Below are 23219 nucleotides of genomic sequence, written 5' to 3'. Positions count from 1 at the left end.
GGGCGACTCGACAGGCCCGCGGGCAGCGGGCAGCGGGTGCGGCGTCAGTCCGGGAGACCGGGCCGGGGCCGCGCCCGCTGCTCCAGTTCGCGGGCGAACTCCAGCCAGGCGGCGGCGCAGGACCGGGCCGCCTCGGCGACGGCCGCACGCCAGTGCGGCGGCACGGCGTCGATCAGGTCGGCCAGGTCGTCCAGGTCGCCCGGCTCCAGCACGTGGCCGTCGGCCCAGGCGAGGAAGGCCCGGCCGCCCGGCGCGTAGCGCACCGAGGGGTCGCGGGCCAGGCCGTCGCGCACAGCGGGCCAGCGGGCGGGCGGCTTTCCCGACGGCGTACGGGGACGGGGCGGGCCGGGTGCGGCGGCGCCGGTCGGGGCAGCGCTGCTCGGGGCCGGGGCCGAGGGCGGGGCCGGGGCCGCGGGGCGGTGCGGGAGGGGGTCGCGGCCGGCGCGGAGGCGTTCGCGTACGTCATGGGCCGTGCCCACCGAGATGCCGGCCGCCCTGGCGATGGCGCGCAGCGACGCGTCGGGGTGGCGGGCGATCCACCGGCTCGCCCGCAGCCGCCCCGCGGTGGCGTCCAGCGGGCGGACCCGGCCGTCCCGGCCCACCCGGCCGGGCGCGTCCGCGCCCCCGGCCGGGACGAAGAAGCGGCGCCGGATGGCGCCCACCGTCGTCGGGGAGAGGCCCGCCGCGGTGGCGACGGCGCGGTCCGACCAGTGCCGGTACGCGGCGAGGATACGGACGGCCGCGGCCTCGCGGTCGTGGAGGGAGAGCGGCAGCCCGTCGGCGAGGTTGCGTTCGACGGCGCGCAGGAAGGCCTCCTTCTCGTCGCCGTCGAAAAAGGTGGCGGGGAGCGTCGTCTCGCCCCTGAGCCGTGCGGCGTGCAGCCGGTGCATGCCGTCGACGACGCGCATGGTGCCGCGGTGGACGAGCACCGGGGGCAGCCGGGGCAGCGCGGCGAGCAGGCGTACGTGGTCGGGGTCGACGCCGGCGAGCCGGGGCGAGTCGCCGGGCAGCAGCGACGCCACCGGCAGCGCGAACGCCGCGTCCGGGCCCGGCTCCCGCCGGGACGGGTTGCCGTGCGGCACCGCCGCCTCCCCGCTGTTCCGCATGCGCGCACTCACCCGTCGGACCGTAGGAACCAGCAAGGAACGTATTCCCGGCGGAATTCTTCCCCTCGGATTCCGCGCGGGCAACGGCCGCAAATGCTCCAGCATGGGTAGTGCGCACTACCCGATCGAGCAGTGGACCGGGGGTGGGTGCGCGTCTAGCCTCCTTGATCAGTGTGCAACTCCTTTGCGCAATACGGCGCGCCCGTTTGCGGATCCACCCCACGCACGAACAAGGAGATCGTCCGGTGGCGAAATTGACACGGCTACGGAACCGGCGTCTGGGATACGCGGTGGCCATCGCCACCGCGGCGGCGCTGACGGGGACATTGACGAGTGCGGTGCCGGCGTCGTCGCAGGACGACGGCTTCGACATCGACCATGACAACGTACTGATGGAAGTCGTCTATCCGAAGTTCCAGCGGGTGTCGCGCGAGGAGAGTTCGGGCCGCGCGGTGTCGCTGACCGTGGATCACGCCATGCTCATCGAAATGCCGTGGTTCGACGCCATCGCGCCCTACCACCCCACGGCGAAGGGCATCTTCTCCGAAATACCGCGCCGTCCCGAATCCGAGCACACGACGCGCAACCAGAACATCGCCGTCACCTACGCGGCGTTCACCTCGCTGAACGCCCTGCTGCCGGAGTACAAGGACCGCTGGATCGAGATGATGGAGGCGGCGGGCCTCGACCCGGCCGCCACCGCCGAGGACCCCACCACACCGAGCGGCATCGGCATCCTCGCGGCGAAGAACGCGATCGCGGCCCGCCAGGACGACGGCAGCAACCGGGACGGCGACATGGGCGGCCGCAAGTACAACAAGCGGCCCTACGCGGACTACACCGGATACAGGCCGGTCAACTCCGCGTACGAGCTGCGCAATCCGTCGCGCTGGCAGCCGAACACGTCCTCGACGCGGGACGTCTACAAGGACCAGCAGTTCGCCACCCCGTACTACGGCAAGGTGAAGCCGTTCACGTACGACAGCCCCACCGAGTTCAAGGTCTCCCCGCCGGCGGACAGCAACCACCACAACCGCCGCGCCTACAAGCGGCAGGCGGACGAGGTGCTGGAGGCGTCGGCGAAGCTGACCGACGAGCAGAAGATGACCGCCGAGCTGTTCAACGACAAGGTGCTCACCTTCGGCCAGTACGCGGGCACCCCGGTGGTGCTCGCGGGCAACCTGAACACCGAGCAGACCGTGCACTACATCACCATGTCGGACGTGGCGTTCATCGACGTCACCATCGCCACCTGGCACTACAAGCGCAAGTTCGACTCGGTGCGGCCGGCCACCGCCGTCAACTACCTCTACGGGGACCGGAAGGTGACCGCGTGGGGCGGTCCCGGCCAGGGCACCGTCGACGACATCACCGGCCGCGAGTGGCAGGGCTACCTGGACTCGGTCTCCGCCGACCACCCCGAGTACCCGTCCGCCAGCTCCGCGCTGTGCCTCGCCTTCGCCGCGCAGGTGCGGCAGTTCACGGGCAGCGACCAGATCAAGGTGACCGCCGCCTTCCCGAAGGGGTCGTCGCTGGTCGAGCCGGGTGTCACGCCGGCCGCCGACGTCACGCTGCAGTGGAACAGCTGGACGGAGTTCGCCGACGACTGCGGCGAGAGCCGGATCTGGGCGGGCGAGAACTTCCGGTCGTCGGTCGAGGCGGCGGAGCAGTACGCGCCGGAGATCGGGGACATGAGCTACAAGTTCGTGCAGCGGAAGGTGAACGGCGGCTGACCGGCCGCGGTCGGCAACCCGGCGCCGGCCGCCGGCGGGTGTTCTCCACCCCGCCGGCGGCCGGCGCCGTCGGCTGCCTCAGCCGGCCGGCTCCGCGCCCCGCACGCGCCGTACCACCGCGGCCGGGTCCGCGGGCGCCCTGTTGCCGCGCCACGCCACGTGGTGGTCGGGGCGGAGCAGCACCAGATCGCGCTCCCACAGCTCGCGCGCCCGCGCGTCGCGCACCACCGCGTGCCGTACGGGCAGGCCCTGCGCGGCGGCGGTGCGCAGCAGCGCGCCGGCGCGGCCGTCGCCGGCGAAGTCGACGAGGGTGAACCCGGCGCCGAAGAGGTCGAACAGGGGTGAGCCGCCGGCCAGCAGCACGCTGGGCGGGCGGCTGCCGGGCCAGGTCGTCGGCGTGTACGCGGCCGGGGACCAGCCGGGCGCCGGGCCGTCCTCGCGGCAGACCACGGGCGAGTCGTCGTAGCGGTAGCCGAGTTCGACGCCGCGGTACTCGTTCTCGCCGCGCTCGTCGTCCAGGAAGCGGGCCACCGCGTCCGGCGGGACGCCTTCGCGCAGCAGCGCGCCGGCCTTCATGTGCACGCCGATGTGCCGGTGCGAGGTGCGCATGTTGCGCAGCCCGACGGGTCGGCGGTCGGTCTCGTAGCTGTCGAGCAGCGCGGGGCCGCCGGTGTGCCGGACCAGGGCGGCGATCTTCCAGGCCGCGTCCATCGCGTCGCCGATGCCGGTGTTCATCCCGTACGCGCCGGTGGGGAACATGCGGTGCGCGGCGTCGCCGGCGAGCAGGACGCGGCCCGCGCGGTAGCGGTCGGCCAGCATGAACCCGGGGCGCCAGCGGGAGGTCAGCAGCACCTTGTCGATCCGCAGCCCGGTGCCCAGGATCTCCCGGAGGTACGCCGCCGGATCGGCCGGCGGGGTGGCGAACTCGTCCGGGTGCGCGGCGTTGACGTGCACGGTCCAGGTGTCCGCCTCGTCCTGGGCGATGACGACGTAGCGGAAGGCGAAGTAGTGCCAGAACGGGCCGTGCCGGTGCAGGGAGCCGAGGTCGCGGCTCTTGAAGTGCACCATGAACGCGCCGGGCAGCCCGGGGACGCCGAAGCCGTCCTCGCCGATGCCCAGCACGGTGCGGACGCGGCTCGACGCGCCGTCGCAGCCGATCACGTACCGGGATCTGATCCGGGTCCGCCCGCCGGTCATGACGTCGCTCAGGCTGCTGGTCACGCCCTGGTCGTCCTGGGTGAGGGTGTCGAACCGCAGGCCGGGGCGCAGGTCGATGAGCGGGTTGCGCGCGCAGTGGTCGCGCAGCACGGGCTCCAGCTCTATCTGGGATATCCGCTGGCCGGGTTCGACCGGCCGGGTGCCGTCGTCGTCCGCGGCGATGCGCCGCCGCTCCTCGTCGACGGAGGGCAGCGCCCAGGTGGTGAGGGGCCGGCCGGCGAGGCCGGTGGACCAGATGACGTCGGCGGGGTGCCGGGGCGCGACGCCGGCGGCGCGGATGTCGCCGGCGATGCCGAGCTGCCGGAAGAACTCCATGCTGCGGGAGTTGACGTAGTCGAGCTTGGGGTGGACGGAGGTCTCGGAGTGCTGGTCGGCGAGGACGCAGGGGACGCCCTGGCGGGCGAGCGCCAGGGCCGTTGCCATGCCGACCGGGCCGGCGCCCACGACGAGTACCGGTGCTGGATCCACGGATGCCTCCCCAGGCGTGTGGGGCGGCACTCGGGCCGCCCCACACGGTTCGCGGTTGTCGTTCGGTCGTGGCTCGGCCGGCCCGGCGGGCGCGGCGGCCCGGCGGGCTCAGCCGGCCGGCGGGCTCAGCGGGCCTCGCTGGGCGTACGGGTCTGGTTGCCGTGGTCGTCCGGGCCGCCGGGGGCGGGGCCCCGGCCGTTCGGCCCGGCGCCGTTCGGGCTCTGCCCGCCGGGGCCGCCGGCGGCCGCCGCGGCGGCGGCGCGGGCCGCGTCCTTGCGGGCGCCGGGTGCGAGTCCGCCGGTCAGGGCGCGTACCTGCATCTCGGCGAAGGCCGCGTCGTCGCGCTCCTTGCTGGAGATCGAGCCGAGCCAGCCGAGCAGGAAGCCGGCCGGCACGGTGATCAGACCGGGTTCGATGTCGACGAACTTGATGTCGTGGCCGGGGAAGATGGCGTCCTCCGGGCCGGTCACGCCGTTGGAGAAGATCACCAGGAAGAACAGCAGGGCCGTGCCGCCGTAGACGATCCACTTCAGCCCGGCGGTGTTGAACCGGCGCCAGAACAGGGCGTAGACGACGGCCGGGAGGATCGCGGTGCCGGCCAGGTCGATGGAGGTCGGGATGAAGATGTGGGTGCGCACCGGCAGCATCGCGACGCCGACGAGCACGGAGCCGATGCCGATCCGCAGGGTGTTGCGGCGGATGTCCTTCAGCTCGTCGGCCCGGCCCGGCTTGCGGCCGCGTGCGACGTTGAGGTCCTTGGTGACGCAGGTGACCGCGTTGATGAGCAGGGCCGCGTAGACGCCGACGATCGTCAGCAGGGCGATCGGCGCGAGCACCCCGATCATCACCGGCCCGCCCAGTTCGTCCACGAGCTTGGGCAGGCTGATGTCGCGGTGGGCCTTGATCACGCCGATCCGCTCGGGGCCGAGCACCGCCACGGAGGCGAAGCCGACGAGCGCCATGCACATGTAGATGCCGACGACGATCATCGACGCCCAGCCGGCGGAGCGGCGGGCGTCCTTGCCGCTGGTCGTGGCGAAGTTGCGCATGAACAGGAACGGGATGGCGGCGACGCCGACGGCGACGCAGAAGAGCTTGGAGAGGTGGACCAGCCGGTGCTGGCCCTCGCCGAACTCGCGTCCCGGGCCGAGCAGGTCGTAGCCGGCGGGGACGTCCTTGCGGTTGGCCTCGGCCTTGTCGAGGATGTCGAAGATGTTGAGGTTGAACTCCGCCAGCACCAGGAGGGTCAGCACCAGCACGACGGTGAGCGTGAGGATGGCCTTGAACACCAGCAGCCGGGTGACGCCCGCCATGCCGGCCATGTACGCGTACAGGACGGTGACCAGGCCCACGACGAGGACGGACGCGCCCAGTCCCGCGACGTTGTCGAGGCCGAACCAGCGGTTGAAGATGAAGGCGATCGCCGCGAGGCTGATGATCGTGAACATCCCGTAGATCAGCAGCGTGACGACCGCCGCCGCCCTGCGTGCGCTGCGCTCCTCCGCGCGCATCGCGAAGATGTCGCCGAGGCTGTAGCCGCCGAGGTTGCGTATGGGTGAGGCGAAGAGGAGCACGCCGAGCACCATCGACGTGGTGAAAGCGGTCAGCAGCATCGCGGCGTCGTAGCCGTTGAGCGCGATGTGCCCGGTGATGATGAACAGGGTGGAGTACATGAGCGGCGCGGAGGCCAGCGCGACGGCGTTCTGTACGGGGCCGATCCGCCGGTTCGCGATGAGGAAGTCGTCGGGGGTGCGGACGCTGTCGCGTACCGACCTGACGACGAAGTACACGGCGACGGCGGCGGCTATGGTCGCCGGTATCGCGATACCCGGCACCGCCCAGGTGTTGTCGATGGGCGGCGGCGGGTCGGCGAGGATCGTGCTCATCGCGGCTCTCCTTCCAGTTCCGCCCGGACCTGGTCGGTCAAGGGGTCGAGCCGGTTGGCGGCATAACGCAGATAACTGGCGCAGACCGTCACGACGACGACGAACGTCAGGAACATGAACAACAGCCCGACGTTGACAGGACCGGCTATCTCCTGCCGGAAGAAACCGGGGGCGAAGGCCGCCAGCGACGTCCCGATGAACCACCATCCGAAGAAGAGGACGCTCGCCCGGATGAGAAACGAATTCGTCTTGCGCTGCAGGGTTTTGAACCCGGCGCTGCCGTGTACGGCGACATAGCGGTCGCCGCCCGCCGGCGAGTCCGTCGAACTCATGACACCTCCTTGACAGGGACGCCTGGACGAGGACGTCCGGACGTGGCGGTCACACTGCAGTCTCGGGCCCCGCGCGCTCGCGCACATGCCCCATTCACGCGGTCTTCCGGCGCGGCCCGGGAATTGGCGTGACCGCGCGGCGGATTCACGTGATCGGGGTACTTTCCGAAATGCGGGAGAGGCGCCGTCAGATGAGGACGTCGCCGCCGTCGATGTTCAGGTTGACGCCGTTGATCGCGGGGTTCTCCAGCAGGAACGTGAGGGCGTGGGTGCAGTCGCGCATCGTCACCGGCCGTCTGGTGAGCGCCTTTTCCTCCGCGGCGGCGCGCGCGGCCGGCTTGTCGCTCCAGAACGGGGTGTCGGCGACGATGCTCGGGTGCAGGGCGTTGACGCGGATCGGCGACAGCTCGAACGCCAGGGTCCGCACCAGCGCGGCGATGCCGCCGTTGGCGGTGGTCACGGTGGTGGAGCCCGGGTACGGGCGGTGGCTGGCCAGGCCGCCGAGGAGGACGGCCGCGCCGTGGCCGGGCATCTTGGGCGCCAGCGCGTGCAGGACGGCGGTGTAGCCGGTGAGCTTGACGGTCAGCAGCCGGGTGGCCGCGTCGGGGCGGTAGTCGCGCACGGTGTTCTGGTCCCGGTCCAGCGCCGTGAGCACCAGGTGGTCGACGCGCTCGACACCGGCCAGCGCGGCGATGGCGGCGTCGGGGTCCGCCAGGTCGAGCGCGAGCCCGCGGGTCCGGCCGCCGATCTCGTGGGCCGCGGCCTTGGTGCGGTCCTCGTCGCGGCCGGTGACGACGACGTCGCTGCCGCGGTCTGCGCAGGTCTGGGCGAAGTGCCGCCCGATGCCCGACGTGCCGCCGACGACGACGACGTGAGTGCGATCCGACACGGTGGTGTTCCCTTCCTCGGGGCCTGGGGCCGGCGGTGTCATACGTGCAGGGAGGCGCCGCCGTCCACGTACAAGTCGTGCATCGTGACATGGCCCGCCTGGTCGGACACCAGGTACGCGACGGCCTCGGCGACGTCGCGCGGCTGGGCGAGCTTGTGCAGCGGGATGCCCACCCGGTACTCGGCCGGCATGCCCTCGACGACCTCCCGCAGCTGCGGGTCGTCCTCGTGCATGGCACGCAGCATGGGCGTGTCCGTCGAGCCGGGCGAGACGACGTTGCACCGGATGCCGTAGGCCGACAGCTCCAGGCCCAGGCAGCGGGTGAACTGGGCGGAGGCGGCCTTGGAGGCGGCGTACGCGGCCATCTCGGTGCGCGGCACGCCGGCGGCGTTCGACGCCACGGTGACGATCGCGCCCCGCCCGCGGCGGATCATCCGCCGCGCCACCGCGCGCGAGACGTGGAACACCCCGCCGGCGTTGACCGCGAGGGTCTCGGCCCACTGCCGGTCGTGCAGTTCGACGACGCGGCCGGTGTGCATGACGCCGGCGGCGTTGACGAGGATGCCGACGGGCCCCAGCTCCTCCTCGGCGCGTGCGACGGCCGCGTCCACCGCCGCGCTGTCGCACACGTCGAGGACGTAGCCGCGTGCCTGCACGCCCTCGGCGGCCAGCTTGGCGACGACGGTGGCGAGCTTCTCCTCGTTGCGGTCGGCGGCGGCGACGTGCGCGCCGGCGCCGGCCAGGGTCGTGGCCACGGCGGCGCCGATGCCTTGTGCGGCGCCGGTGACCAGGGCGACGGCCGACTCGATTCCGGTCAGTTCCATCATCTGCTCCTGCCGGTCATGGCGACTGCCTGCTCGGCGTCGTAGCCGAACAGCCACTGGTGCCGGTCCAGCCCCGGCTCCGCGAGGGCGCCCGCGTCGCGGCGCCGCTGCGCGGCGCCGTCGGCCAGGTGGAAGGTCTCGGAGTTGGCGCGGGACCGGCGCTGGATCCGGGTCGTACGGGGCAGGCGGATCCGCTCGTAGCGGTGCACGGCGGCGCGCAGCCCGTCCCGGCCGGCGTCGGGGCCGGCGTCGGTGAGGCAGCGGGCGAGGACGACGGCGTCCTCGATCGCCTGGTTCGCTCCCTGCGCCTGGAACGGGAGCATCGGGTGCGCGGCGTCGCCGATGACGGCCACCCGGCCCCAGCCCAGCCGGTCGATGCTGTCGCGGTCGTGCAGCGCCCATCTGCTGACGCCCGAGGCCGCGTCCAGCAGCCGGACGACGTCCTCGTGCCAGCCCTTGTACGCGGCCCGCAGCCCTTCGGCGTCGCCGCGCGCCGACCAGGACTCCACCTCCCAGGCGGCGGCCGGGACGGTGGCGCCGAAGCTGATCTGCCGGCCGCCCGAGACGGGGTAGCACACGCAGTGCTGCTCCGGCCCGAACCACAGCCGCACCCGCGGCTCGTCGAGGAGATGGGGCACCCGCTCGGCCGGCACGAGGCCGCGGTAGATCGTCTGTCCCGAGTAGCGGGGCCAGTCCGCGACGAACCACTCGCGGACCGCCGAGTGGATGCCGTCCGCGCCCACCACCGCGTCCGCCGCGACCGTCCGCCCGTCGGCCAGGTGCAGCCGCGCCTCCGCCTCGTCCTGGGTGACGGCGACGAGGCGGGCGCCCAGGTGCAGCCGGTCCGGCGGCAGCGCGGACAGCAGCGCGGCGTGCAGGTCGGCGCGGTGCACGGTGTAGTACGGCGCCCCGAAGCGGCGCAGGCACCTCTCGCCCAGCGGGGTGCGCTGGAGCATCAGCCCGTCGTCCCAGCGCCGCATCTCGATCGCCTCCGGGGCGACCGCGGCGGCGCGCAGCCGGCCGCCGAGGCCCAGGCGGTCGAGGAGCCGGGTGGCGTTGGGCGCCACCTGCACCCCCGCGCCCACTTCGGCCAGTTGCTCCGCCTGCTCGTAGACGTGGCAGTCCGCCCCGCCGCGGCGCAGGGCGGCGGCGAAGGCGAGGCCGGCGATCCCGGCGCCGACGACGGCCACCCTCATCTGCGACATGGCTTCCACCTCAGTAGTAGAGGAGCGCTTTGCTCCAGTCCTCGTCGGGGCCGAACAGGCTGCGCGGTTTGACCACGTCGGGCATGTTCGTGAGCGCCTCGGTCGGGATCAGCGATCCCGGCGGCAGCCCGGTGACGTCGGCGTCGACGCCGAACTCGGCGCGTATGCCGGCCGTGAGCGCCGCCTCGGCGGCGGCACGGTGCTCCGGGGGCACCTCGATCTCGACGCGCAGCGAGACGACTTCGGCGCGGGCGCGCCAGAAGTACACCTGGTGGGCATCGGGGAGGGAGAAGACGACCTCCTCCAGCCGGTGCTGGGTGACCTGCGCGCCGCCGACCCGGTGGCCGAAGGCCGCGCGGCCCAGCACGCGGACGGTGGGCAGGTGCCAGCCGCAGTCGCAGTCGTCGTACGAGACCTCGACGTCGTCCTCCAGGTTGTAGCGGAGCAGCGGCATCGCCTCGCGGTACAGCGGGGTGACGACGAGCTGCCCCGCGCCCTCGGCGGCGACGGTCCCGGTCTGCGGGTCGTACACCTCGAACAGCGCCCGGTCGGCCCAGAGGTGCATGCGCCCGTGCTCGCACTCCCCGGCGAGGCTGCCGGTCTCGGTGGAGCCGTACTCCTCGATGACCGGCACCCCCCACAGGCGGCTGATCCGCCGGCGGCGGGCGTCCGTCAGCGGCTCGCCGCCGACGAACAGCGCGCGCAGCGAGGGGAAGTCGGCGCCGGGGCGGTGGCCGGCGGCGGTCGCGGCGGCGGCCCAGATGAGGCACTCGGTCGGCACCGACCAGGTGAGGGTGACGTCCAGGTCGTGCAGGGTGCGCACGACGCGGGCGTACGGCATGGCCAGCGACCGGTTGTCGCCGGGCACGACGGTGGCGCCGCGCAGCCGGGCGGCGGCGTGCGCGAGGTGGCCGGTGAGCAGCAGCGCGTACGGGGTGCGGACCAGGAAGACGTCCGCGGGCGAGATGCCGATCCACTTGCGGGCGAAGCGTTCGGCGAGGTCGAGCCAGTCCTCCTGGGTGTAGTACGAGGGCGTGGGCCGGCCGGCGGTGCCGCTCGACTCGTGGTAGGTCGCCAGGCGTTCCTTCGGGACGCCGAGCATGCCGTACGGGTAGTTGTCCCGCAGGTCCTGCTTGGTCGTCAGCGGCAGTCCCGCCAGGTCGGCGGCGGTCGCCGGCAGGGCGGCGGCGGTGGCCAGCCGGGGCCGGTAGAAGGGCGAGCGGGCGGCCCAGGCGACGGTCTGCGGAAGCTGCTTCTCCTGCAGGGCGAGCAGTTCTCCGGGGCTGTTCCACTGGCCGATGTGCGGCAGGTGCGCCGTCGTGTCGGTCACGGTTTCTCCTCCCCCAGTAGTCGGTGTGCGTTCTCCCAGGCGATCTGCCGCCACTGCGCGGGCGGCGTGCCGATCGCCGTGAACTTGGCGAGTTCCACGGCCGGGTGCTGGAGCGGGTACTCGGAGCCGAAGACCACCCGCTCGGCGCCCAGCCGGTCGATCGCGGCCTCGGCCACGCACGTGTAGCCGCCGGAGGTCTCCAGCGAGATGCCGGGCACGTCGCGGATCAGGGCGAGGGCGTGGAAGTCGATGTTGCCGATGCCGCTGTGCCCGAGTACGAAGTCCGTGCCGGGGAAGCGGCGGGCCAGGGTGACGAGGTCGGCCACGCCCGCGCCGGGGCGGGCGAGGCAGACCGTGTAGACGGGGTGGCCGCTGTCGGCGGCCACCCGGACCAGCGCGGCGACGCGCGGGTCGGTGAGCGCGACGCCGTGCACCGCGGGCGAGATCTCCAGGCCGCGGAACTCCGCCGCCCGCTCGCGGTACGCGCCGGGCGGGCGGTGCGGGTTGCCGAACCAGAACGGCACCAGCCGATTTCCCCCACCGGCTACGCCCTCATTGGCGGGGGTACCCCCATTGGTACCCGCGCAGGCTGCCAGTACGGCGTCGTTGTCGGCGTCGGTCTCGACGTGCCCGCCGTCGACGAGCTGGCGGGCGAGCGTGTCGAGGTCGATCGTGCCGCCGGCGCAGACCACCGCGCGCGCCACGCCGCAGCCGTCCAGCGCGGCCAGCAGCCGCGCGGCGGCGCCGGGCCGGGGCGCGAGGCGTACGTGGAAGTCCAGCACGGGCTGTGCGGTCATCGCGGCCCCGCTCACTTCTCGATGCAGAACTCGTCGATGGGGTAGCCGACGTGCCGCTGCTCGACGGGCAGGTACCCGAGCACCTTCGTGCCGGCGGTCAGGTCGGTGACGTTGAGCACCTCGCCGCCGGGGCCGAGGACCCGTACGTGCCAGTCGTCCTGCACGATGAGGTTGACCGTCACCCCGGACGGCGCGATCGCGTCGATCGCGAGCAGCGGCCGGGTCTCGATCTTGACCCGGCCGACGGTGACGACGCGGGACTTGCCCGCGGAGTCGACGGCGAGCACCTTGCCGCCGGAGGACAGCTCGCTGAGGTAGTTGGTGCGGCCCTCGGCGGAGAGCGTGTACGAGTGCAGCGCACCGGCGTTGACGCGGAACGGCCGGGTCGGCATGTACGGCAGCGGGTGGGTCTCGCTGCAGCACAGGATCATGCCGGTGGAGTGCGAGCCGACGAGGATGCCCTCGTCCAGGCGGAAGTTGGTGCACGTGTCCACGCAGGCCCGCTCGCCCATGCCGACCCGGCGGATGCCGGTGACCTCCAGCTCCACCAGCGACAGGTCCGCGGCCTGGGTGACCGCGGCGGCCTTCAGGTCGGTGGCCTCGCCGGGGGCGCGGGGCGCGAGCATCACGCCGTCGGAGCCGTGTTCGAGGACGCCGAAGACGATCTCCGCCTCCTCGACGTCGGCGACCCTGGTGACGATGCTGCCCTCGGCCCCGGCCGCGGCGGCGAGCACGATCTCCAGGGGGATCTTGGTGGGGTCGCGGAAGTCCAGCAGGCTCCACCGGTCGTGGCGCGCGGCGCGGCAGGCGTCCTCCAGGCTCTCGGCGTCGGTGATCTCGACGTAGCGGCCGAACTCCACGCCGGCGTGTGCGAGCGCCAGCTCCGCGGGGTCGCCGTGGCGGGCGGGGTCGACGATGACGAGGTCGGCGGGCTCCAGCTTCTCCGGCAGCGGCCGGCCGAGCGGGAAGAGGACCTTCTTCACCGTCGGCGGCAGCGGCTCCAGGTCGGCGGGGTCGGCCGCCACGATGGCGTCGACCCGCTGGTGGACGGCTTCTTCGACGATGGCCTCCTTGGCCCCGTCGGCGGCACGGATGTCGAGCCAGCACAGCTTCACGGATCTCTCCTCAGAGCAGGACGTCGGCGGGGATCGGTCGGGACGGGCGGGACGCGCGGGGCGTCAGGTGGTGAGGGCGAGGCGGGTGTCGACACCGGTACGGCCGGGCCCGCGCCCGGGTGCGTGCACGAGTCCGGCGATCGACGCGGCCATCCGCCCGGGCTTCTCGGCCTGGAAGACGTTGCGCCCCATCGCCACCCCGGCGGCGCCGCCGCGCAGGGCGTCGGAGACGAACGACAGGACGGCCGCGGAGTCGGCCGCGCGCGGGCCGCCGGCCACGATCACGGGGATCGGGCAGGCCCGTACGACGTCGGCCATCTCCTCGGGGGTGCCGGCGTAGTCGGTCTTGACGACGTCGGCGCCGAGGTCGGCGGCGAGCAGCGCGGCGTGCGCGACGAGTTCCGGCGCGTGCGAGTCGGGGATCTCCGGGCCGCGCGCGTAGACCATGGCCAGCAGCGGTACGTTCCAGCGGTCGCAGTCCTCCGCCACGGCGGCCAGGTCGGCGACCTGCCGGGCCTCCTGGCGGGAGCCCAGGTTGACGTGCACGCTGACGGCGTCGGCGCCCGCCCGCAGCGCCTCCTCGACGTGCGCCACCAGGTACTTGGCGTCCGGGTCGGGGGCGTGCCGGGTGCTCGCGTTCAGGTGCAGGATCAGCGACATGCCGCCGAACCAGCCGTGGTCGAGGTGGCGCAGCGTGCCCTTGTGCAGCACGACGGCGTCGACGCCGGTGCCGGCCAGCTCGCCCAGCAGCGGGTCCAGCTCGCCGGGGCGCAGCGGCCCGTCGGTGACCGAGTGGTCGAGGGGGACGACGAGCAGCCGCCCGTCGCCCTGCCGGAAGAGGCGTCGCAGGCGCAGCCCGCGGCCGAACGAAGCGTTGAGTACAGCCACTTGTGTCCTGCCTCTCTCAAACGGTGGCGGAGCGGCCGGGTGCCGCGGGCGCGGCGCCCTCCGGCGGCGGTCCGCCGAGGTCGAACTCGCGGTGCAGGGTCTCGACGGCGTCGACGGTGCGCTCCCGCGGCACGATCACGGACAGCCGCGTCTGGGAGGTGGAGATCCAGCTCGTCGGGATCCCGGCCGCGGCCAGCGCGGCCATCAGCCGGGCCGCGTACTCCGGGCGGCTGAGCAGGCCCATCCCGACCACGGAGACCTTGCCGGCGTCCGTGTCGAAGTGCACGCCGCCGCCGAAGGAGGCGGCGACGCCGTGCAGCGCGTCGCGTACCCGGTCGGCCTCGCTGCGGCGGATGGTGAAGCCCATGCGGAACTCGTTCTCGTACGGGCCGGACCTCGCCACCAGGTCCACCACGGTCCCCCGGGCGGCCAGCACCTCGAACACGTCGGGCGCGAGGTCGCGGCGGCTGTCCCGGCAGTGCACGAGCACCCGGGCGACGTCGGTGTCGTGGGTGACCGCGACGACCGCCCGCCGGGTCTCCAGCGGGCGGTCGTCCTGCCGCTCGGCGACCGTCGTACCGGGCGCCTGCGACGACACGTTCCTCACACGCACTTCGACCCCTTCCATGGCGGCCAGCTCGATGCAGCGGGTGTGCAGGACGCGGGCGCCCGCGAACGCCATCTCCGCCATCACCACGGGGTCGACCCACGGCAGGCAGCGGGCGGCGGGCAGCACGCGGGGGTCGGCGCTGAACACGCCGTCCACGTCGGTGTAGATCTCGCAGGTCGCCGCGCGCAGCCGGGCCGCGAGCGCCACGGCGGTGGTGTCGGAGCCGCCGCGGCCCAGGGTGGCGACGTCCCCCGCGCGGTCGACGCCCTGGAACCCGGTGACCACGGCCACCTGCCCCGCGGCCAGCGCGGCGCGTACCCGCTCGGCGCCGATGCCGGAGACGAGCGCGTCGCCGTGCCGGTCCGTGGTGCGGATTCCCGCCTGCGCGCCGGTCAGCGAAACCGCCGGCACGCCCATGGCCGCCAGCGTCAGCGCCATCAGCGCCGCCGACTCCGCCTCGCCCACGGCCAGCAGCTGGTCCAGCTCCCGGGACGCGGCCGGGGCGCCGACGTCGGCGGCCAGCCGCAGCAGTTCGTCCGTACGGCCGCCGCGGGCGGAGACGACCACGGCCACCTCCGGGCTGCGCCGCCACGCCGCCTCGATGCGCAGGGCGGCGCGGCGGACGCGGTCGAGCGTCTGCAACGAGGTACCGCCGTATTTCTGGACGAGCACAGGCACAGCCGATTCACCGCCTTCGTCGACCCGGTATGTCACGACAGTAAGCGCGGTTTTCCGCCCACCCCAACTACTCACCCGGGTAGTGGCGTCGAATTCAATGGGTCACGCCATCGCGAACGCCGTTACCGCGAATACGCGATGGCGTTGCACGCCATAGGGAATTCGCGGTCCGCGGAATTCCGGGGCGCCGCTCCCGGCGTACCCGCCGTCAAACTACTGTGTGCGCGGTAGTCGGACTGTCCTCCGCAGGCAGTACTCGGATGCCCGGAACTGCCGTTATGGTGCTGCCTATGAGCGCACGGCTGGCCAAGGTCTGGTCCCGGGTCAAGAGCTTGGTGATCGCGGTCTGCGTGGCGGCCGTGCTCCTGATCACCGCGCTGGCCGGGGACCACGCCGCCTCGAAACTCGACCTGCTCGGCTACGGGCTGCTGGTGACCAGCGGCCTGGCGCTGGCCGGCACCGCGCGCGCCCCCGTGCCGATACTGGCGGTGACCGGGATGTGCGTGGTGGGCTACAACGCGGCGGGCTTCGACGTGCCCGCCGTCGCCTACCTGTTCGCCGTCTACGCCGCCGTACGCTCCGGGCACCGGATCGTCACGGTCTCCGTGAGCGTGGTGCTGGTGCTCTCCCTCCCGTACGCCGTGATGGCCGCCCCCGGCGACGGCCCCGCGGACGCCTTCGCGCAGGCCCGCGGCGTGCTCGAACTCGCCTGGCTGATCGCCGCCGGCGCCGCCGGCGAGGCGCTGCGGCAGGCCGAGCGGCGGGCGGACGAGGCGGAGCGCACCCGCGAGGAGACCGCGCGGCTGCGGGCCAGCGAGGAACGGCTGCACATAGCGCGGGAGCTGCACGACTCGCTCACCCACCAGATCTCCATCATCAAGGTGCAGTCGGAGGTCGCCGTCCACCTGGCCCGCAAGCGGGGCGAGGACGTCCCCGAGTCGCTGCTGGCGATCCAGGAGGCCGGCCGGGAGGCGACCCGCGAGCTGCGCGCGACGCTGGAGACGCTGCGCGACGAGGACGAACAGGCCCCGGCGCACGGGCTCGACCGGGTGCCGGAGCTGGTCGAGCGCACCCACGGCATAGGGCTGCACACGACGCTCACGATCGAGGGGCAGCGGCACGAGGTGCCCGAGGCGGTGGGCCGTACCGCCTACCGGATCGTGCAGGAGTCGCTGACCAACACCGCGCGGCACGCGGCGGCCTCCACCGCCTCGATCCGCATCTCCTACCGCCCCGACGCCCTCGCCATCCGCATCGACGACGACGGCACGGCCCGGCCGGGTGCCGCGGCCAAGCCGGGCGTCGGCCTGCTCGGGATGCGCGAGCGCGTCACCGCCCTCGGCGGCAGCCTGCGCGCCGAGCCGCGTACCGAGGGCGGCTTCACCGTCCAGGCCGAACTCCCGGTGGCGAGAATCCCGTGATCCGTGTGCTCATGCTCGACGACCAGCCGCTGCTGCGCAGCGGGTTCCGCGCGCTGCTCGACGCCGAGGACGACATCGAGGTGGTGGCGGAGGCGGGCGACGGCAAGGAGGGCCTGGCGCTGGCGCGCGAGTACCTGCCTGACCTCGCGCTGGTGGACCTGTCGATGCCGGTGATGGACGGCATCGAGACGACGCGGCAGATCGCCGCGGACCCGGCGCTGGCCCACATCCACGTCGTGATCCTCACCAACTACGGCCTGGACGAGAACGTGTTCAACGCGCTGCGCGCCGGCGCGGCCGGGTTCCTGGTCAAGGACATCCTGCCCGAGGACCTGCTGCACGCCGTGCGGGTGGCCGCGCGCGGCGACGCGCTGCTGGCGCCGTCGATCACCCGCCGGCTGATCAACAAGTACGTGTCCCAGCCGCCGCTGGACCCCTCCGCCGTCCGCGGCCTGGAGGAGCTGACCAACCGGGAGCGCGAGTCCGTCGCGCTGGCCGCGCAGGGGCTGTCCAACGACCAGATCGCCGACCGCATGGTGATCAGCCCGCTGACCGCGAAGACGCACATCAACCGGGCGATGTTCAAGCTGCACGCCCGCGACCGCGCCCAACTCGTCGTCATCGCCTACGAGTCCGGGCTGGTGACCCCGCGCGGCCGGTGACGGGCCGCGGCGGGGGACGGGCCGCGGCCGGCCGGTCAGATGAAGTCCATCGTCCCGGCCTGCCAGCGGTAGTGCGACTCCAGCTTGTAGTACTCGCCCCCGGGCGCCACGGCGACGCCGTAGACGAACTTGCGGTCGCCGTCGCCGGCCGGCACGCCGCGCACGAACCGCTCGATCTCCGGCTCCACCCGGACCGGCAGCGCGGCCAGGTCGGGGGTGGTGACGGCGTAGCAGATCCGCTCGATGCGCGGCGCGTCCCAGCCGACGGTGACGTACAGGCCGAACGCCTCCCGGCCGAGCTTGAGCATGTGCGCACTCGGCGCCGCCATGCCCAGCTCGCGGAGCGCCGCAGTGATGGCGTCCGGCTCGAAGAGGCGCGGGGGCACGTCGTTGAAGTACACGTTGAGGGTGCGGTGGTGGTAGTCGACGCCGATGACGCCCACGCGGTCGGCGAGGCCGTGGCGGGCGAAGAAGTCCGCGTGCGCGGCCAGGGCGGGCGGCATCGCCGGCAGGTCGGCGAACTTCGCGAGGTCCTGGAGGTCGTCGGGGGTGAAGAAGGCGTAGACCTTCTTGAAGCCGCCGACGACACCGAAGTCGACGCCGTGGCTGTCGACCCGGCAGCGCCCCTGCACCTGCGCGAGGACGGCGCCCACCGGGTGGTCCGTCGGCCGGGTGAGGCCGGCCGCGAGCGCGGTCGCGTACGGGTCCCGCTCCTCTGGGTGCGTCGTGAAGCGGCAGTCCAGCTCGCCGGCGTGGCGCAGGCTGGTGGCGACGCGGAAGGCGACGACGGCCGCCTCGTGCCCGAAGGCGTCGGCGTACGCGTCGAGCACCGGGCGCACGGTCCCGGGCTCGCACGGCACGCCGAGCGTCCGGGCGGACTGCTCGATGACCGAGTACAGCTCGTCCGTCTCGGCGGTTGCGGACATAACGACCCCTTGGTCGGCGCGGAATGTATTGCGTTACGTATCGGGGGCTGCGGCGAATGCGCGGGTTATCGGGTACGCAAAAAAGTAATCCCGACCCCGCGGCGCTGCCCACTACCCGTACGGGTAGTGGCGGCTACCCGAGTTGTCGGGGCGGATTTCATTGACCCGCCATTGCCGCTCGATGACCATAAAAGACAAGGCTCATGGTTCGTGTTCGAGGATTCTCCACGGCACCGCGGGAGCGATCATGGCACCACTCGTAGGGCGTGAGGGCACGCTGTCCGTGCTGGGCGGGCACCTGGACGCCGCGGCACAGGGCGCCGGCGGCTGCGTCGTCGTCGAAGGGCCGCTGGGCATCGGCCGGAGCCGGCTGCTGCGCGCCACCGCCCGGGAGGGCACGGAGCGAGGTCTGACCGTGGTCGCCGGCCGGGCCGGGGCGGGTGGGGACACCCCCGTCAATGGGGGCGTAGCCACCGGGAGAGCGCAGCCGCTGCCCGTCCACCTGCTGCTGAACTACCTGCGGCGCGTGCTGGCGGCCGACATCGACGTGGACGACCTGGTACGGCCGGACGGCAACCCGTTCCGGCTGATGGACCAGGTCGGCGAGCTGGTGGAGATCGCCGCCCAGCGACACCCCCTCGTCGTCCTGGTGGACGACGTGCACCGGGTGGACGACATGGGCGGCCTCGCGCTGCGGGGTCTCGTGCAGTCGCTCGCGGGCTCGCCGGTGCTGTGGCTGCTGACGCGGCGTTCGGTGGCGCCGCGGTCGCTCGCGCAGCACGCGGTCGACCGGCTGATCGACGGCGCCGCGGTACGGCTCCACCTCGGGGCGCTGGACAACGAGGCGGTGGCGGAGCTGTGCACGGGGCTGCTGGGCGCCAAGCCGGACTCCTCCGTGCTGGACTGGGCGGCCCGCTGCGGGGGCAACCCGTGGCTCCTCGCGCGGGTGCTCGAAGCACTGGTCGCGGCCGGGCGGGTGGTCTTCGTCGACGGTACGGCGGCGGTGCTGGGCGAGCAGGTGCCCGGCGAACTGCTCGGCGTCGTCCGGGGGATGCTCGACGAGTTGCCGGCGGCGGTGGGCCGGCTGCTGGCGGCCGGCGCCGGCATCGGCGCGGCGTTCACCGCCGGGCAGGCCGCGGCGGCACTCGGCGGGCCGGGGGTCGCGCCGGTGGCGGGGACTCCGCCGGCGGGAGTGGACGAGGCGGTACGGGCCGGGCTCCTGCAACGGCACGGGGAGGAACTGGCGTTCGTGCACGGGGTGGTCGCGGAGGCGCTGCGGCAGCCGGGCTGCCTGCTGCCGGCACCGGACGCGGACCCGGCGCCCGCGGCGGCGCTCCCGGGGGCGGCGGCCGGGGCCGCCGCGCCGGAGGCCGTAGCTGACGGACACCGCGAACGGCCGTACCCCGTACCGGCGGAGGAGTCCACCGCCGTGCCGCGGCAGGCCGCGTGCGGCTGCGCGGGCCCGCTGGCCGCGGCGGTGGCGGCGCTGGCGGACCGCTCCGACGCGGCGCCCCGCACCCTCGCGCGCGCTCTGCGGCTGCTCGCCCGCGCGGGGCGCGCCGCCGAGGCCGCGCGGCTCGCGGAGGCCGCCGCACGCTCCGGTCTCGACGTGCCGGACGTCACGGATGTGACGGGCGCCGCCGGTGCCGACGGTGCGGTGGACGCCGAGGGCCCGGCGGGCGCGTCCGCGAATGACGCCGCCGGGCCCCCGGCGGATGCGGCGACCGCCTCGCACTGCGAGGTGTGCGCCCGCCCGCTGTGGACGTGGCTGGTCCGTGCCCTCGTCGCCGCCGACGCCTTCGAGGAGGCCGCCGCCGCGTGCGACGCCGTACGGCAGCGGGCCGCGGCGCGCGGCGGGCCGTGGGCCGCGGGCCTGTGGCACGGCCACCGCGCCGAGTTGCTGGCGGCGGCGGGCCGGCTGGAGGAGGCGCGCGCCGAGGCCGGGACGGCGCTGGGCCTGGCCGACCGGACGCCGCCGGAGGACCTGCTGCCGGCGCGGCTCGTGCTCGCCCGGATCAGCATGCACTGCGGTGATCTCGCCACCGCCAGCCAGCAGTTGCGCATGGCGGAGCGGCCCGCGGGCGAGGCCGCGGCGGCTGTCAAGTCGCGGCTGGACTGGGCGCTCGCGCAGTTCCACGCGGCCAGCGGGCGGGCGGCGATGACGGTCCGCTCGCTGCTCGACGCCGAGCAGGGCGCGGCCCCCGACCCGCTGCTGTTCGCCGAGGCGCCGACGGCGGCGGCGACGCTCGTACGCCTGGCCGGGCAGATGGGGCTCGGCGACGAGGCCGCGCAGGCGGCCGGGTTCGCCCGGCGGCTCGCCGAGCGCAACCCGGACGTGACGGCCCTGGCCGCCGGCGCCGCGCACGCGGACGGCATCCTCGGCGACGACCTGGACGCACTCCGGCGGGCGGCCGAGCTGTACCGGCTCGCCGGCCGGCCGCTGGCGGCCGGCGGCGCGCTGGAGGACGCGGCCCGGGCGCGCGGGGCCCGGCACGAGGACGCCGCCGCGCGGCTCCTCGCGGCGGCGGCGGACCTCTATCTGGACTGCGGCGCGCAGCGCGACACCGCCCGGGTGCAGCGCAGGCTGCGCCGCCTCGGTGTGCCGCACGCGCGCGCCGCGCTGGGCGCGCAGCGGCCCAAGTCGGGCTGGGAGAGCCTGACGGGCGCGGAGCTGCGGGTGGTGCGGGCCATCGTCGACGGCAGGACCAACAGGGAGGCGGCGGGCGTGCTCTTCCTGTCGCCCCACACCGTCGACAGCCATCTGCGGCGGGTCTTCGCCAAGCTCGACATCAACAGCCGTGTCGAGCTGACGAAGCAGTTCCTGGCGCACGAGGCGGCCGCGCCCGAGGGCACGGCCGCCTCCCGTCAGCTCGCCGCCGCGGGCCCTAAGCTCCGCTTGTCCTCGGTGACCGAGTAGATCGCCGCGGCCCCGGAGTACGTGGCGGCCTCGCGGGCGAGTTCCACACGCGTGCCGATGCCCAGCTTCTTGTAGATCTTCCGCAGGTGGTAGTTGACCGTGTGCGCCGAGAGGTGGACGCGCCGGGCGATCTGCCGGTTCGTCATCCCGACGCTGACCAGGTAAGCGATGCGCCGTTCCATGTCGGAGAGCACGGCCCAGCAGGAGTTGGGCTGGTGCCCGGCGGGACCGTCGGCCACCACGGCGGCGGGGTCGGTCGGGGCGGGCACGGCCCGGGGCCGGCGCGCGGAGGTCTGGGTGGCGTGCAGCCTGGCGAGCTCCTCGGTCGCCAGGGCGACGGACAGGGGGTCCGGCGACTGCACGACGATCTGCGCGAGCCCCGTCGCGTCGCGCCCGGCGAGCGCGTTGGCGTGCAGGGCGCTGAGGCCGACGACGGCGATGCCGGGGTTGTCCCCGGCGAGGCCGTTGACGGTGTCGAGCACGGTGCGCTTCAGGTCCGCGTCGCCGGCGTCGAGGGCGAGCCGGACGAGGAACGCGGCGGCCGCGGAGTCCTCGACGTACAGCCGGCGCTCCGCCGGGAGCCGGTCGTACGGGCCGGACAGCAGGGCGACGCCCGCGCGGGGGCCCTCCCTTCTGACGGCGACCCGCACGTCGGTCCAGGCGTACCGCGGCGAGTGGCGTATGTCCCGGTCGCGCCCGGGAGAGGTGCGGGCCCGCTCCAGGTGCTCGGCCGCCGTGGGCAGGTCCCCGGTGTACAGGGACACGGCGGACAGGACGGCGTAGGCGAGCGGCAGGAGCGCGGGGACGGCGTTCTGCTCCGTCGCCGCGGTGACCTGCTCCGCGTGCCGGCGCGCGTCCCGGAACCGGCCGGCCGCCAGGTACAGCCGTGCCCGCATCGCGGCCGGGGCGGCGTGCCAGACGTCCGCGGACGGCTCGTACAGGCCCGCCTCCGCCTCGTCCACCAGCGTCCCGGCCTCGTCGAACTCGCGCAGGTCGGTGAGCTTGGCGGCCAGTTCGAGGCGGAAGTGCAGCCGCCACAGGGGGTCGGCGCCGCCGCAGTACCGCACCGCCGCACGGCCCAGCCTGATGCCCTCGGCCAGCTCGCCGGCCCGCCAGCTCAGGTGCGACAGCGCCGTCAGCGCCATCAGCGCGGCGACGTCGCCCGGCTGGTCCGTCCGCTCCCGCAGGATCTCCCGGGCCCGCCTCTCGGCCTCCTCCTCCCGGCCCAGCAGCAGGCCGCCCAGGAGCGCCGACGCCTCGGCGTCGAGCCGTTCGTCCTCGGCAACTCCCGGGGCGGACCGCGTCCGCTGGGCGAGATCCGTGCCGACGGCCACCTTCCCCTTCATGATGAGCCCGTGTGCCCGTGAATAAGGGCCGCCGTCGCCCTCCGTCACCACGGCGGCCTGTGGGGCCCGGTACTCGGGTACCCAGGATCTTCGGTCTGTTTCCTCCGTACTTCTGCCGGAATGGTGCATCGCCTCACGCTGCAGAGCACCGCGCGCGGGCGCGGGAATGGCGGCGACGGCGCCGCGCATCAAGAAGTCGCTGCGGAATACGAATTGACGCTCCGTCGCCAGCACGAAGCCCGCGGACATGGCCTCGTCCAGCGGCGCGAGTAAGGTCGCGAGCGGTCGGTTCAGCATCCTGGAGACATCCTCCAGAAGGAACGACCTCCCCTGCAGTGCGGCGATCTTCAACAACTCCTGGCAGCCGGGGCTCAGCTCGCCCAGCCGCAGTTTCACAAACGTCGGCACGCAGCGCGGAGTCCGCGACTCCGCGAGCCGGACCGTGCCGCCGTGCCGGGCCACCAGACCTTCTTCCACCAGCCCGTAGGCCAGCTCCGCGAGCAACTGGCTGTTCTCCCCGGCCGCGACCGCCAGGCCGCGCAACTCGTCATCCAGCTCGGCACCGAGAAGCTCGCTCAGGAACTGCTCGTTCGCCTCCGCGTGCAGCGGCCCCGGCGGCGGACGACCGGACGGGCCGGCGTCGTCGGGTATCGTCTCCGGCTTCCGCGTCGCATTTTTCGACCACGTTGTCATATTGCCCCCGACTATCCAGGTATATCCCGGGACTTACTCAGCCGTTACAGTGCCCTCCTCTAGACTCGTGTTCAACTTGATTTTCAACCCGCGGTCTTGGGCTGCACTTGGCGCTGACTTGGCGGCGAAATCTGCGAGTTGCTGTCATTTCCGTATTATGGTGCACTCTTTACTT

Annotated in this window: 18 protein-coding genes; 4 read left to right on the top strand and 14 right to left on the bottom strand. The window is 73.7% G+C overall.

From position 1 onward, the window contains the following. Positions 1 to 44: 44 nt before the first annotated feature. Positions 45 to 1118 (bottom strand): ParB/RepB/Spo0J family partition protein, encoded by a 1074-nt coding sequence (locus LG396_RS05815; RefSeq protein WP_225793898.1) that lies wholly within the window; start codon positions 1116 to 1118, stop codon positions 45 to 47. Between the two features lie 278 nt (positions 1119 to 1396). On the opposite strand from LG396_RS05815, the gene LG396_RS05810 reads away from it, so the two are divergent. Further along, complete coding sequence (locus tag LG396_RS05810) at positions 1397 to 2839, top strand: vanadium-dependent haloperoxidase (RefSeq protein ID WP_225793897.1); 1443 nt, start codon at positions 1397 to 1399, stop codon at positions 2837 to 2839. Positions 2840 to 2917: 78 nt separating this feature from the next. On the opposite strand, the gene LG396_RS05805 is transcribed toward LG396_RS05810, so the two are convergent. From LG396_RS05805 to LG396_RS05755, 11 genes are all read right to left on the bottom strand, one after another. Beyond that, a complete protein-coding gene (locus LG396_RS05805) occupies positions 2918 to 4525 on the bottom strand; it encodes an FAD-dependent monooxygenase (protein ID WP_225793896.1) in 1608 nt (535 codons plus the stop codon). Between the two features lie 125 nt (positions 4526 to 4650). Continuing rightward, complete coding sequence (locus LG396_RS05800) at positions 4651 to 6411, bottom strand: solute symporter family protein (protein ID WP_225793895.1); 1761 nt, start codon at positions 6409 to 6411, stop codon at positions 4651 to 4653. Beyond that, positions 6408 to 6743, bottom strand: a complete 336-nt coding sequence (locus LG396_RS05795) for a DUF485 domain-containing protein (protein WP_018839528.1) — start codon at positions 6741 to 6743, stop codon at positions 6408 to 6410. The genes LG396_RS05800 and LG396_RS05795 overlap by 4 nt, the downstream gene beginning before the upstream one ends. Before the next feature lie 187 nt (positions 6744 to 6930). After that, on the bottom strand, positions 6931 to 7632 hold the full coding sequence (locus LG396_RS05790; protein WP_225793894.1) for an SDR family NAD(P)-dependent oxidoreductase: 702 nt from the start codon (positions 7630 to 7632) through the stop codon (positions 6931 to 6933). Positions 7633 to 7670: 38 nt separating this feature from the next. After that, complete coding sequence (locus LG396_RS05785) at positions 7671 to 8456, bottom strand: 2,3-dihydro-2,3-dihydroxybenzoate dehydrogenase (RefSeq protein WP_225793893.1); 786 nt, start codon at positions 8454 to 8456, stop codon at positions 7671 to 7673. Next, positions 8456 to 9661, bottom strand: coding sequence for an FAD-dependent monooxygenase (locus LG396_RS05780; protein ID WP_037748560.1), 1206 nt, complete (start codon positions 9659 to 9661; stop codon positions 8456 to 8458). The genes LG396_RS05785 and LG396_RS05780 overlap by 1 nt, the downstream gene beginning before the upstream one ends. 10 nt (positions 9662 to 9671) lie before the next feature. Then, positions 9672 to 10991: a phenylacetate--CoA ligase family protein gene (locus LG396_RS05775; RefSeq protein WP_037748558.1), complete on the bottom strand. Its 1320-nt coding sequence runs from the start codon at positions 10989 to 10991 to the stop codon at positions 9672 to 9674. Then, positions 10988 to 11788, bottom strand: a complete 801-nt coding sequence (locus LG396_RS05770; RefSeq protein WP_225793892.1) for an amidohydrolase family protein — start codon at positions 11786 to 11788, stop codon at positions 10988 to 10990. Before LG396_RS05770 ends, LG396_RS05775 begins: the two co-directional genes overlap by 4 nt. Positions 11789 to 11799: 11 nt before the next feature. Further along, positions 11800 to 12903, bottom strand: coding sequence for a 3-dehydroquinate synthase II (locus LG396_RS05765; RefSeq protein ID WP_018839522.1), 1104 nt, complete (start codon positions 12901 to 12903; stop codon positions 11800 to 11802). 63 nt (positions 12904 to 12966) lie between these two features. Further along, positions 12967 to 13791, bottom strand: a complete 825-nt coding sequence (locus LG396_RS05760; RefSeq protein ID WP_225793891.1) for a 2-amino-3,7-dideoxy-D-threo-hept-6-ulosonate synthase — start codon at positions 13789 to 13791, stop codon at positions 12967 to 12969. Between the two features lie 16 nt (positions 13792 to 13807). Beyond that, the gene (locus LG396_RS05755) at positions 13808 to 15073 is read right to left on the bottom strand and encodes an aspartate kinase (RefSeq protein ID WP_018843291.1); all 1266 of its coding nucleotides are present in this window, start codon (positions 15071 to 15073) and stop codon (positions 13808 to 13810) included. 296 nt (positions 15074 to 15369) lie between these two features. Between LG396_RS05755 and LG396_RS05750 the strand changes: the two genes are divergently transcribed. Beyond that, positions 15370 to 16500, top strand: a complete 1131-nt coding sequence (locus LG396_RS05750) for a sensor histidine kinase (protein WP_225793890.1) — start codon at positions 15370 to 15372, stop codon at positions 16498 to 16500. Then, entirely contained in the window at positions 16497 to 17162 is a 666-nt protein-coding gene (locus tag LG396_RS05745) for a response regulator (protein ID WP_018839518.1), read from the top strand. The genes LG396_RS05750 and LG396_RS05745 overlap by 4 nt, the downstream gene beginning before the upstream one ends. 35 nt (positions 17163 to 17197) lie before the next feature. Here LG396_RS05745 and LG396_RS05740 read toward each other — a convergent pair whose 3' ends face one another. Continuing rightward, positions 17198 to 18088: an aromatic prenyltransferase gene (locus tag LG396_RS05740; RefSeq protein WP_225793889.1), complete on the bottom strand. Its 891-nt coding sequence runs from the start codon at positions 18086 to 18088 to the stop codon at positions 17198 to 17200. A gap of 247 nt (positions 18089 to 18335) precedes the next feature. Here LG396_RS05740 and LG396_RS05735 point away from each other — a divergent pair, with 247 nt between their 5' ends. Further along, positions 18336 to 21005, top strand: coding sequence for a helix-turn-helix transcriptional regulator (locus LG396_RS05735; protein WP_225793888.1), 2670 nt, complete (start codon positions 18336 to 18338; stop codon positions 21003 to 21005). Here LG396_RS05735 and LG396_RS05730 read toward each other — a convergent pair. Next, a complete protein-coding gene (locus LG396_RS05730; protein ID WP_225793887.1) occupies positions 20954 to 23044 on the bottom strand; it encodes a LuxR family transcriptional regulator in 2091 nt (696 codons plus the stop codon). The genes LG396_RS05735 and LG396_RS05730 overlap by 52 nt on opposite strands. Positions 23045 to 23219: the final 175 nt, after the last annotated feature.

The organism is Streptomyces aculeolatus, from assembly GCF_020400605.1.
GTDB lineage: Bacteria > Actinomycetota > Actinomycetes > Streptomycetales > Streptomycetaceae > Streptomyces > Streptomyces aculeolatus.
This window is presented reverse-complemented; position numbering and strand designations above follow the sequence as displayed.